The sequence below is a fragment of the Aquimarina litoralis genome (genome assembly GCF_039523995.1).
Classification (GTDB): Bacteria; Bacteroidota; Bacteroidia; order Flavobacteriales; family Flavobacteriaceae; genus Aquimarina; species Aquimarina litoralis.
Genome location: NZ_BAAAGE010000003.1, coordinates 168,929 through 181,909 on the forward strand (window position 1 = coordinate 168,929; position 12,981 = coordinate 181,909).

A 12,981-nucleotide genomic window follows, 5' to 3' on the forward strand; every position below is an offset into this window, starting at 1 on the left:
AAAGGGAATCGTAATATTAAATAATTATAAAGGATGAAATATCAATCTCGAAAAAAGGCAATCGTTTTATTAGCAGATGGTACTATTTTTTATGGAAAAGCAGTTGGAAGAGAAGGAACTGCATTTGGAGAAGTATGTTTTAATACTGGTATGACAGGATACCAAGAGATTTTTACAGATCCTTCCTATTTTGGTCAATTAATGGTAGCTACCAACGCGCATATTGGTAACTACGGGACACAAAAAGAAGAGGTTGAGTCTGACTCTATTAAAATTGCAGGATTAATCGTAAAGAATTTTAGTTACGAATTTTCTCGTGATCGTGCAGATAGTTCCTTACAAGATTTTTTAGAGGAGAATAATCTTTTAGCTATATCTGATGTGGATACAAGAGCACTAGTAAGTTATATCAGAGATAACGGAGCCATGAATGCACTGATTTCTACAGAAATTGATGATATCGAGGGGTTGAAAAAAAGATTAGCTGAAGTTCCTGATATGAATGGATTGGAACTCGCATCACAAGTATCAACAAAAGAGCCTTATTATTTTGGTAATCCTGATGCTACTTATAAGATCTCTGCTTTGGATATAGGAGTTAAGAAAAATATTCTACGTAATCTTTCTGAAAGAGATGCGTATATAAAAGTATTCCCTTATAATGCTACTTTTGAAGAAATGAGTGAATGGGGACCAGATGGTTATTTCTTATCTAATGGTCCTGGAGATCCTGAACCTTTATCCCAAGCCATTGCTACGGCAAAGGAAATAATCAGTAAAGACTTGCCGTTATTCGGAATATGTCTAGGACACCAAGTTATTGCATTAGCTAACGGAATTGGTACCTATAAAATGCATAATGGGCATAGAGGAATTAATCATCCGGTAAAAAACTTAATTACAGGAAAAGGAGAAATTACTTCACAAAATCATGGTTTTGCAATCAATAGAGAAGAAACAGAGGCAAATCCAGAAATTGAAATTACTCATGTTCATCTTAATGATGATACTGTGGCAGGTATAAGAATGAAAAATAAAAATTGTTTTTCTGTACAATATCACCCAGAAGCAAGTCCAGGTCCTAATGATTCCGTTTATCTATTTGATCAGTTTATAAATAATATTAAAAACGCAAAAGTAGAGGCTTAAAAAAACATAATTTTTGCAAAACCAAAGGATAATATGTAATAAGTTGATCTATAACGTTATAGTTGATAACTTGTTGTGTTTACTGGTGTTTAAGCAATAAATTAAGAGGTTTTCTGAGGTATTTAAACTAACTCGTTTTGTATATTGCGAAGAATTAAAATTATCCAACAAAAACAAATCAAGAAATGAGTGTAATTATCAATATTCACGCCAGACAAATTTTAGATTCACGTGGTAACCCAACTGTAGAAGTTGACGTGATAACCGAAAATGGTGTATTAGGAAGAGCGGCTGTTCCATCTGGTGCATCTACAGGAGAACATGAAGCGGTAGAGCTAAGAGATGGTGGTAGTGACTATATGGGTAAAGGAGTAAAAAAAGCTGTTGAAAATGTAAATACCATAATCGCAGAAGAATTACTTGGTTTTTCAGTGTTTGATCAGAATTTATTAGATCAGACTATGATCAAATTAGATGGAACTCCTAACAAATCCAAATTAGGAGCGAATGCGATCCTTGGTGTTTCTTTGGCTGCTGCAAAAGCTGCTGCTAATGAGTTAAATATGCCATTATATAGATATGTAGGAGGGGTGAGTGCTAATACATTACCAGTTCCTATGATGAATATCATTAATGGAGGATCTCATAGTGATGCACCAATTGCTTTTCAAGAGTTTATGGTAATGCCAGTAAAAGCTGAAAACTTTACACATGCTATGCAAATGGGAACCGAGATTTTTCATAACCTGAAAAAAGTTCTTCATGATAGAGGATTAAGCACAGCTGTGGGAGATGAAGGTGGTTTTGCTCCTACATTAGATGGTACCGAAGACGCTTTAGATTCTATAGCACTTGCGGTAGAAAAAGCTGGGTATAAGTTTGGAGATGAAGTAATGGTAGCATTAGATTGTGCAGCGGCAGAATTTTATGTAGATGGGAAGTATGATTATACCAAGTTTGAAGGGAAGTCTGGAGTAATTCGAACTAGCGAAGAACAAGCTGATTATTTAGCTTCTTTAACTGAAAAATATCCAATTATCTCTATTGAGGATGGTATGGACGAGAATGACTGGGATGGATGGAAATATTTAACAGAAAAAGTTGGTGATAAGGTTCAGTTAGTGGGAGATGATTTGTTTGTAACAAATGTAGAACGTCTGTCTAGAGGAATCGAGAATGGTATAGCGAATTCAATTTTGATAAAAGTGAATCAAATAGGAACGCTTACTGAAACTATTGCAGCAGTAAATATGGCACATAATGCTGGATATACTTCTGTGATGTCACATAGATCAGGAGAAACTGAGGATAATACCATTGCTGATTTAGCAGTTGCTTTAAATACGGGACAGATAAAAACAGGTTCAGCATCTAGAAGTGATAGAATGGCTAAATACAATCAATTACTTCGAATAGAAGAAGAATTGGGTATGGTAGCGTATTATCCAAAAGAAAAAGCATTTAAAGTCAAAAAATAAATGTACTAAACAGCTCACCATTAAGGTGAGCTTTTTTTTTATATGTAAATCAATAAAAAATTAGGTAATATCCTTTAAGTAATCTTTTTCATATTCGTAAAAGTTATACTTATTTTCCTTAGTCCTAATAATTACGTATTGGACTTTTTATGGTAATGGAGTGTGTTATGATTAATGAATTATATGATTATTGAAAGTTATATGAAAAATAACTTCAAAAATGATATTTCCTGTGCAAAATTGATAGTGCGATTAATAATATATTAACACTATATTTTGTAATTTAGCAACCCTTATTATAACAGCAAAATTCTAAATAATAACAATGTCAAAAAAAGCTATTTTAGAAATCGACGGTAACAAATATGAGTTCCCTATAATCGAAGGAACTGAAAAAGAATTAGGAATAGATATCAAAACTCTCAGAGGTGCTACAGGAGGTATCACTACAATAGATCCAGGATATAAAAACACAGGAAGTTGTGAGAGTGCAATAACTTTTCTAGATGGAGAAAAAGGAATTTTAAGATACCGAGGATATTCTATAGAAGAATTAGCAGAAAAAGCTGATTTTTTAGAAGTAGCTTATTTGTTGATTTTTGGTGATTTACCAACTGCAGAGCAATTAGATAAATTCGATAAAGACATTAAAGAAGAGTCTCACATAGATGAAGACATGAAAAGAATCTTAGATGGATTCCCTAAAAGTGCTCATCCAATGGGCGTGCTTTCTTCTTTAACAAGTGCATTAATTGCTTTTAATCCTGGATCAGTAGATGTAGATTCAGAAGAAGCAATGTATGGTGCAATTGTAAAAATAATGGCTAAGTTTCCTGTCCTAGCTTCATGGACGATGAGAAAGCGAAAAAGTCTTCCTTTAGATTATGGAGATAGTTCTTTAGGGTATGTAGAGAATTTGAGCAAAATGATGTTTTCTAGACCAAATAAGACATATGAAGCTAATAAAATTGTAAATGATGCACTAGATAAGCTATTAATTTTGCATGCAGATCATGAACAAAACTGTTCGACATCTACGGTGAGAATTGTAGGTTCTTCTCACGCAGGTTTATTTGCTTCCTTGTCAGCGGGTATTTCTGCTTTATGGGGTCCATTACATGGAGGAGCTAATCAAGCGGTTATAGAAATGCTAGAAGCAATTAGAGAAGATGGAGGAGATACTGCAAAGTATATCGCTAAAGCGAAAGATAAAGAAGATCCATTCCGTTTAATGGGATTTGGACATAGGGTATATAAAAACTTTGATCCTAGAGCAAAAATTATAAAGGTTGCTGCGGAAGAAGTATTAGGAGATCTAGGGATAGAAGATCCTGTTTTAGATATCGCTAAAGGGCTTGCAAAAGTAGCCTTAGAAGATGAATACTTCGTTAAAAGAAAGCTTTATCCGAATGTAGATTTCTATTCTGGGATTATCTATAGAGCTTTAGGTATACCTACAGAAATGTTTACAGTTATGTTTGCTTTAGGTAGACTTCCAGGTTGGATTGCACAGTGGAGAGAAATGCGTCTTCGTAAAGAACCAATTGGAAGACCAAGACAAATATATACAGGAGAAACTTACAGAGCGTTTAAATCGGTTTCTGAGAGATAAAGAATACTATATGTATTAAAAAGGGTATTGAAAAAATCAATACCCTTTTTTTTATGGATTTATTAAAATATAGCTTATGAGTAGATAGAATTTTAGAATTTCTTAAAAAGTTGATATTTTTTTGAATAAAATTAGTTTCTACATAATCCCTCTTCCTATATTTGTTTAACATGTAGAGTTGATCTATACTATGAGTTTTACCTTAAATTTATTCCATTGAAATTAAACGTAAAAAACGAAACTTCGAGGCTTAGAGCTGTTGTTTTAGGAACCGCTGTAAGTAATGGTGCTGTTCCCAAAGTCGAGGAAGCATATGACCCAAAATCTATAGAGCATATAAAAGCGGGTACTTATCCCAAAGAAGAAGATATGGTGGCAGAAATGACAGCCGTAGCTAACGTTTTTGAAAAGTATGATGTAAAGGTTTTCAGACCTCAGATAATAGAAAATTATAACCAAATTTTTGCACGTGATATTGCTTTAGTAATTGAGGATAAATTTGTAAAATCCAATATCCTTCCAGATAGAGAAAAAGAGATTCAGGCTATCCAATACGTTATTGATGAAATTGCACCAGATAAAGTTTATAAAGCTCCATCAGATGATATTCATTTTGAAGGAGGTGATATTATGCTTCATAATGATCATATTTTTATTGGAACGTATAAAGGAGAAGATTACAGTGATTGTATTGTTGCAAGGACAAATATGAAAGGAGTTTCTTATATCCAATCACTTTTCCCTAATAAAATAGTTAAAGAATTTGATCTCAATAAGTCTATGGACGATCCAAGGGATAATGCATTACACTTAGATTGCTGTTTTCAACCCGTTGGTAAAAATAAAGCTATTATACATAAAGAAGGCTTTAGAAACTTAAATGACTATCAATATTTAGTGGATCTTTTTGGAAATGAAAATCTATTTCATATCGATAAAAATGAAATGTACCACATGAACTCTAATATATTTTCCATTTCTGAAGATGTTGTAATTTCTGAAAAAGGCTTTACAAGATTGAACTCTTGGTTACGAAGTTTAAACATAACGGTAGAAGAAGTTCCTTATTCCGAAATAGCGAAACAAGAAGGATTACTTAGATGTTCTACGATGCCATTAATCAGGGATTAAATGGCAGAGAATTATATAACAACTTTTGTAAAAAGATGAAACAAGTTACAAATACCATAGTAATGATTCGTCCTGTTAGATTTAGGATGAATGAACAAACAGCCGTTAATAATTATTATCAGAAGAACTCAGACAATAAAATAGACGTTAACAAGAATGCTCAAGAAGAATTCGATGCTTTTGTTGGAAAACTGAGATCAGTTGGTGTAAATGTTATCGTTATCGAAGATAAATTGGAAAATGATACTCCAGATTCTATTTTTCCAAATAATTGGGTGTCTTTTCATGAAAATGGAGATATTGGTTTATATCCAATGTTTGCTGTGAATAGACGTAGAGAAAGGCGCTCAGAAATATTAGATGCTGTAGAGAATGAAGGTTTCGAAATTAAAAATGTTGTTGATTATACCTCTGCAGAAGAGGATGATGTTTTTCTTGAAGGTACAGGAAGTATTGTTTTAGATAGAGAAAACAGGAAAGCATATTGTGCTTTATCTCCGCGAGCAGATGAAGATTTATTCATAGAGTTTTGTGAAGACTTTGAGTATACTCCCGTAATTTTTACAGCGTATCAAACGGTAGAAGGAGAAAGATTGGCTATTTATCATACGAATGTAATGATGGGTATTGGTGAGACTTTTGCAGTAGTTTGCCTAGATTGTATAGATGACAAAAAGGAACGTAAAAACTTAGTAAACCATCTGAAAAACGACGGAAAAGAAATTGTAAAAATCATTGAAGAACAAGTAAATCAGTTTGCCGGAAATATGCTTCAAGTTGTTGGAGCAAAAGAGCAAAGATATTTAGTGATGTCTTCTTCGGCATTCCACAGTCTAACTCAAAATCAAATAACAACCATAGAAAAGCATTGTGAAATCCTTCATAGTAATTTGGAAACTATCGAAAAATTAGGTGGAGGAAGTGCTCGTTGTATGATGGCTGAAGTATTTCTTCCAGAAAAATAATGAAATTTATCTCCAGTTATTTGTCTATTCATATAGGCTAGAAAAAACATAAAAAAATATAGAAAAAGGTGATGTAATATCTTTTAGTTATTTTTGAGTATTGTAAAAATGATTAAATGCTCTCGAAAAAAACAAAATATGGCTTAAAAGCTTTGACCTATATCGCCAGAAAAAAATGTGAGCATCCGGTTTTGATATCCGAAATAGCCAAAAGTGAAAATATTTCGCAAAAGTTTTTAGAAAGTATATTACTAACTTTGCGTAAAAATGGAATTCTAGGATCTAAAAAAGGGAAAGGTGGTGGATATTATTTAATTAAGCCGCCTAAAGAAATTTCAATGGCCGCCGTCATTAGAGTGTTAGAAGGTCCTATTGCGATGCTACCATGTGTGAGCTTAAATTTCTACGAAAAATGTGATGATTGTCCAGATGAAGATGCATGCACGGTTCATAAACTGATGATAGAGGTAAGAGATAATACTTTAAAAGTTTTAGAAAACAAGAATTTAAATGATTTTATAGAATAAAAAAAGAGTGGTTTATTGATTTTCAGTAACCCTAATAAAATTATAAGGTCCTTGAATCTTACCCCAAACCTGCTTTCCTTCCTTGTCATATCCTCGATCCCAAGAAGATATTTTTTTGCTACTTATCACGATATTACTGGTAGTATATAGGATTTTTTTACTAAAACTACTAGAACAGGAATTCTTAGAAGTTTTTCCTTGATAAATGGTGGATGTCTTTTTTTTGAAATAAACGTCGCAACCTTCTCTAACAGTTAGACTATCAGTTGTTAATTGATCAAAAAGCGATGGATTTTTCCAACCGTTAATATATTTTTTTTGATTTGGAATTATATAGCTAGTACTACTTAAGGTAATACTGTCTACTCGTTTGATGTTGATAATTCTCTGATTGTAAATAGCAGTACTTTTTTCTTCACTAAATAGTTCTTGATAGAACCAATAGCCAGATTGATGTTTCCATATAGGAGTATTGATAAGACAAACTGCTGCATATCCAGATTCTTCCTTAGCCTGTTTTTTCGAAGAAAATTTACCTGTTAAAATCCGCACAAAACCTTCTAGTTCTGGATCGGTTACAACGTTGGTATTACAGTTGTATAAGAGGATTAGTGTGATAAGAAAAAGGAGTAATTTCCGCATTTGCCTTTTTTTCAAAAATACTAATATTTATAAGAAAAAACGCATTTTATCGATTTAAATTGCATTTTATCTATGTTGTCTTGCATTTTGAGAGCAGATGTTTCGTATCATTCCGCCGAAAATGAAGTAATGAAAAGGAACCATAGTGTACCAATACAATCGTCCCCATATACCTCTTGGTCTAAAGGTAGCAGTTTGATGAAGTATGTTGTTTTGATCGATATCAAATTCTAACCAAGCTTCTCCTGGCACTTTCATTTCTGCGAATAGTAGTAAACGTTTTTCGGTTTTGTCTGCAACAAGTACTCTCCAAAAATCTAAGGCATCTCCCGAATTAATTTTATCTGGATTTGTTCTTCCTCTTCGTAATCCGACTCCTCCAAAAAACTTATCAATATGACCTCTTATTTTCCACATCCAATCTCCATAGTACCAACCCGTCTCCCCACCAATTGCCCATATTCTTTCTATAACAAGTTCTGGATCTTTTATTTTTATCTTTTTTTTGTCTTTTAAACACCCTTTTCTGGGTACCGTAACATATTTTTGGATGTCTTGATTAAATCGACCACTTATCATGGAATCTTTCCAACTCGATACAACCTGATTCTGCTCTATTTTTATAAATGCAAGTTCTAGAGCTTTGGTATACGTCATAGGTTCTATACCTAATATTTTTTGTAATCGCTTATCATTAGCAACCACCGGAATACTCATACTATCTACTAGGTTTAGTGCGAGTTTATAGGATGTGGAAGTCACAAAATATAGCCAATACGAAGAAAGCTTAGGAGTCATCACCGGTAAGGTGAAAATAAATAGTTTAATACCTCTAACCTTAGCGTATAATTGAAGCATTTGTTTGTATGTAATAACATTTGGGCCGCTAATGTCAAAGGATTGGTTATAGCATTCAGAATTTCCAAGTACGCCAGTCATAAAACTTAATACGTCTCTTATAGCTATAGGATGTGTTTTGGTGTTTACCCATTTTGGAGTAATCATGATAGGAAGTTTTTCACAGAGATCTCGAATGATTTCAAAGGAAGAACTTCCAGAACCAACAATGATTCCAGAACGTAAAACTGTTAAATTAAAATCGCCTTTATATAATGTTTCTTCCACATTTTTTCTAGACCATAAATGCTTAGATAGGTTTTTTTCATTAACTATTCCACTTAAATATATTACCTGTTTAATATGGGTGTTTTTAACTAAAACGTTAAAATTTTGAGCAGAGATTTCTTCTTTCTTATCAAAATCTGAGGTAGAAGAACTCATAGAATGGATAAGATAATAAGCTACATCGATCTTGTGTGGTAGTTTGCTTGGATCTGGACGCTCTAGAAAATCTATTTCAACAATAGAGATTTTATCGGCCATTTCATTATCAACAGAAAATCTATCTCGATCTCTTACACAACAGATTACGTTATGACCAGCATCTAAAAGTAAGGGCAATAACCTCATGCCAATATACCCATTGGCTCCAGTAAGTAATATTTGCATTTTTTTTGATTTGGAATTGCTTAGCGCATTACTAAAAATGTGTTTTTTCTTTTACTACAAGATACGAATTGATATCGATAGAACTGGTAGAACCTGATATTTCTTTTATCTTTGCAGCCTGATTTTGAGATCAAATACAATGAATAAAATGACATTACAGCAAATCATTTCAGAACAGGTAAAAGCCGCCATAAAGAAACTGTACAACGCAGATTTAGAATCTGTAGAATTGCAAGGAACTAGGAAAGAGTTTGAAGGAGATATAACCGTAGTAGTTTTTCCTATGCTTCGTGTGGTAAAAGGTAATCCAGTTCAAATAGGGGAGGCCATAGGTGCATATCTTGTCGAAAACGTTGAAGATATTACTTCTTTTAATGTGGTAAAAGGATTTTTAAATCTGGTAATTGCAGACTCATATTACCTAAAATTCTTTAAGGATGTTAAGGATAAAGAAAACTATGGTTTCGTAAATCCAAAAGAAGGAGATAAAGCTGTAATGGTAGAGTATTCTTCTCCTAATACCAATAAACCTTTACATTTAGGGCATGTCAGAAATAACTTATTGGGATATGCAGTAGCCGAAATTATAAAAGCTAGCGGTAAAAGGGTGTACAAAACACAAATTATCAATGACCGTGGGATTCATATTTGCAAAAGTATGGTTGCATGGCAAAAATTTGGTAATGAAGAAACTCCACAATCTACCGGTTTAAAAGGTGATAAATTAGTAGGTAATTATTATGTGAAATTTGACAAAGAATATAAAAATCAGATTGCTACACTAGTAGATGAAGGAAAATCAGAAGAAGAAGCTAAAAAAGAAGCACCAATATTAATTGAAGCCCAAGAAATGCTACGTAAGTGGGAAGCTGGAGATACAGAAGTTGTAGATCTTTGGAAGACCATGAATAATTGGGTATATGATGGCTTCGAACAAACGTATAAAGCCTTAGGCGTTGATTTTGATAGTTATTATTATGAAAGTAACACCTATTTACTAGGTAAAGATAATATTGAAGAAGGTCTAGCAAAAGGAGTGTTCTTTAAAAAAGACGATGGTTCTGTTTGGTGTGATCTTACCGATGAAGGTCTCGATGAAAAACTAGTATTACGAAGTGATGGTACGGCAGTGTATATGACTCAGGATATAGGTACAGCAATTCAGCGAGTAAAGGATAATCCAGATATTGGAGGGATGATCTACACGGTAGGAAATGAGCAAGATTATCATTTCAAAGTTCTCTTTTTGATTCTTAAGAAATTAGGATATGACTGGTCTGATAATTTGCATCATTTAAGTTACGGAATGGTAGATTTACCAAGCGGTAAGATGAAAAGTAGAGAAGGTACTGTGGTAGATGCAGATGATCTAATAGTAGAAATGACCGAAACAGCAGGTGAAATTTCTAAGGAATTAGGGAAATTAGATGGGTATAGCGAAGAAGAAAAAAATAATGTTTACAATACTATCGGTTTAGGAGCATTAAAATATTTTATCTTAAAAGTAGACCCTAAAAAAAGAATTCTTTTTGATCCAGCAGAGTCGGTAGATTTTCAAGGGAATACAGGGCCTTTTATACAATATACCTATGCTAGGATTCAGGCCATTCTTCGCAAAGCAGATTTTAATTGGAAAGAGGAAGTTAGTAATATAGCTCTAACAAGCAGAGAGAAAGAACTTCTTAAATTATTAGAGGTGTATCCCGAAATTATTCAGAATGCAGCTAAGGATCTTAGTCCTGCGGTGATCGCAAATTATACTTACGATTTGGTAAAGGCGTACAACTCCTTCTTTCAAAATGTGTCTATTTTTGGAGCGGATTCCGATGCAGAAAAGATATTCAGAGTACAACTTTCTGGAGCAGTAGGAGAGACCATTAAATCTGCGTTTGGATTGTTAGGGATAAGTGTTCCAGAACGCATGTAAATAGGAATTTATGATGTATGGTGCTTAGGTAATCTGATACAAAATGTACTTCCTTGCCCAAGCTTACTTTCTACTTCTAGAGTTCCATGATTAAGTAATATTAATTCATTACATATTTTTAATCCTAACCCTGTTCCCGATTCATTATTGGTTCCTTTAGTGGTTAAGGTAATATCAGAAAACAGTTTGGTTATGTTTTCTTTTGGTATTCCAACACCAGTATCTTTGAAATAAATACTTACTGAGTCCTTTTGCTCTTTTTTATTTATAGTTAGAGAATCACCTGCTTTGCAAAATTTAACTGCATTTGCAATAATATTTTGAGCTACAATCGTGCACATATCTTTATCTGCAAATACTTTGGTGAAATCAGTAATATTATTAATAAGTTTTACTCCTTTTTGAGAAGCACGAGAAGTAAAGAATACAATTTTATCATTGATGATTTCGGTAAAGTCAAAGTCCTTTGGAGTAGCTTTGAGCTCTTTCATTTGTGATTTTGACCAATTTAAAAGGTTGTTTAATAATATTGAAGTCTGATGCGTACTATTAGCCAAGATGGGAATGATTTCTTTAAATTCAGTTTCCGAGATAACATCATCTTTTAATAAGTTAAGGGTTTTATCTAAACCGTGAATTTCATTTTTTAAATCATGTGATACTATAGAGAATAATTTATTTTTTACCTGGTTCGATTGGTTTAGTTTCTTTATATATTTTGCTCTTTGTATGCGTGCTTTGATGATTCCTATGATGAAAATAAAAGCAACTATAAACGCTGCAATGGCAAGGTATGTGTAGATTTTTTGTTTAAATAGTTCTTCCTTAGCTTCTTGTTTTTCTCTTTTTTGTTTATCTAAGGATGCTTGTTGTTTCTTCTCATTTTCCAATCTACTTTTTACAATGTCAATTTGTTGTGTGGTTTCTTTTAGTGTGTGTTTTTGATATAGATCTTTATACTGTTTTTGCCATTTGTAAGCATTTAAAAAGTCGCCTCTTGCAGAATCTAGAACAGCATATAGGTCATAAGAGTTAAGAAGTAGTGGTGTAGAATTCATTTTTTCTGATTCTTCTTTTGCAGAAGAAATATAATTTTCTGCTTCTTCAAACTTCTGTGTATTAATAGCAATTTCACCTAAGGATAATTTTGTTCTAATCAGTCTTTCTTTATAGGCAACTTTACCTCCAATGAAAAGAGCAGATTCATAATATTTTTTAGCTTTTTGATAATCTTTTTTGATAAATGATATTCTTCCTAATGCACTATAACTTTCGGCTATTCCGTAGCTGTAGTTTTCCTTTTTATTCATTTCTAAGGATTTATTAGAAAAATATAAAGCACTATCTAATTTGTTTTCTTTTATATAAATAATTGCTATGTTATGAAGAGTAGAACCTACAGTATTAGAACCTGTTTTCTTTTTTAACTCCAAAGATTGTCTGTAATATTTTTTAGCAGGCTCAAAGTTTTTCAAATGCGCATATACGTTGCCGATATTGTTTATGGTGGTGGCTAATTTTAAACTATCTTTTAGTTCCTCATAATACGAATGCGCTTCCAAAAGATGGATTAAGCTTTTTTCTGCATTTCCAAGCCTCTGTTCGATAACAGCTTTGTTGTTTTGAGTAATGGCTAGTCCTCTTGTGTAATTTATCCTTCCATAATATAAAAAGGCTTGATCGTAACAACGCAAAGCTTCAAAAAGTTGATCGGTTTGGTTATAGATATTGGCTTTTTCATTGTAAAGTTTTCCGACACCTTTATCATACTTTATTTGTTGAGAGATGTGTATAATGCTGTCGGAATATCTTAGACCTTCTTCAAATTTTTCCTTTAGGCTTAAATCATAGATTAAGTCAGCAGCCAGGTCAATATTTGAAGAATCAGCGATAGAATTTGTTACATTCACAATACTATCCAACTTTTGGTGTTGGCCGTAGGTATGTAAATACAGAAATAGCGCTACAAACGCTAGATAGTAAGTAGTAGGTTTCATAATAAAATTTAAGGCACTTAAAAATTACAATATTTTTGGGGACT

General features: G+C 32.9%; 10 protein-coding genes. 7 read left to right on the top strand and 3 right to left on the bottom strand.

The genetic code is table 11. From position 1 onward, the window contains the following. The first annotated feature begins 33 nt into the window (after positions 1-33). The 6 genes from carA to ABD077_RS15185 all read left to right on the top strand — a co-directional run bounded on the left by carA (position 34) and on the right by ABD077_RS15185 (position 6,862). The gene (gene carA, locus ABD077_RS15160; RefSeq protein ID WP_299608359.1) at positions 34-1,149 is read left to right on the top strand and encodes a glutamine-hydrolyzing carbamoyl-phosphate synthase small subunit; all 1,116 of its coding nucleotides are present in this window, start codon (positions 34-36) and stop codon (positions 1,147-1,149) included. A 185-nt stretch (positions 1,150-1,334) separates the two neighbouring features. Continuing rightward, positions 1,335-2,627: a phosphopyruvate hydratase gene (gene eno / locus ABD077_RS15165; protein ID WP_343913110.1), complete on the top strand. Its 1,293-nt coding sequence runs from the start codon at positions 1,335-1,337 to the stop codon at positions 2,625-2,627. 325 nt (positions 2,628-2,952) lie between these two features. After that, positions 2,953-4,239, top strand: coding sequence for a citrate synthase (locus tag ABD077_RS15170; RefSeq protein ID WP_299608355.1), 1,287 nt, complete (start codon positions 2,953-2,955; stop codon positions 4,237-4,239). 216 nt (positions 4,240-4,455) lie between these two features. Then, the gene (locus tag ABD077_RS15175; protein WP_343913111.1) at positions 4,456-5,370 is read left to right on the top strand and encodes a dimethylarginine dimethylaminohydrolase family protein; all 915 of its coding nucleotides are present in this window, start codon (positions 4,456-4,458) and stop codon (positions 5,368-5,370) included. A 35-nt stretch (positions 5,371-5,405) separates the two neighbouring features. Next, positions 5,406-6,335 (top strand): citrulline utilization hydrolase CtlX, encoded by a 930-nt coding sequence (ctlX, locus tag ABD077_RS15180; protein ID WP_343913112.1) that lies wholly within the window; start codon positions 5,406-5,408, stop codon positions 6,333-6,335. 116 nt (positions 6,336-6,451) lie between these two features. Continuing rightward, complete coding sequence (locus ABD077_RS15185) at positions 6,452-6,862, top strand: RrF2 family transcriptional regulator (RefSeq protein ID WP_343913113.1); 411 nt, start codon at positions 6,452-6,454, stop codon at positions 6,860-6,862. Positions 6,863-6,874: 12 nt separating this feature from the next. On the opposite strand, the gene ABD077_RS15190 is transcribed toward ABD077_RS15185, so the two are convergent. Both ABD077_RS15190 and ABD077_RS15195 read right to left on the bottom strand, forming a co-directional pair. Continuing rightward, positions 6,875-7,504: a chromophore lyase CpcT/CpeT gene (locus ABD077_RS15190; protein WP_343913114.1), complete on the bottom strand. Its 630-nt coding sequence runs from the start codon at positions 7,502-7,504 to the stop codon at positions 6,875-6,877. A 66-nt stretch (positions 7,505-7,570) separates the two neighbouring features. After that, positions 7,571-9,013, bottom strand: coding sequence for an SDR family oxidoreductase (locus ABD077_RS15195; RefSeq protein WP_343913115.1), 1,443 nt, complete (start codon positions 9,011-9,013; stop codon positions 7,571-7,573). 148 nt (positions 9,014-9,161) lie between these two features. On the opposite strand from ABD077_RS15195, the gene argS reads away from it, so the two are divergent. After that, positions 9,162-10,940, top strand: a complete 1,779-nt coding sequence (gene argS / locus ABD077_RS15200) for an arginine--tRNA ligase (protein WP_343913116.1) — start codon at positions 9,162-9,164, stop codon at positions 10,938-10,940. Between the two features lie 8 nt (positions 10,941-10,948). Here argS and ABD077_RS15205 read toward each other — a convergent pair whose 3' ends face one another. Beyond that, a complete protein-coding gene (locus ABD077_RS15205) occupies positions 10,949-12,937 on the bottom strand; it encodes an ATP-binding protein (RefSeq protein WP_343913117.1) in 1,989 nt (662 codons plus the stop codon). Between the last annotated feature and the right edge of the window lie 44 nt (positions 12,938-12,981).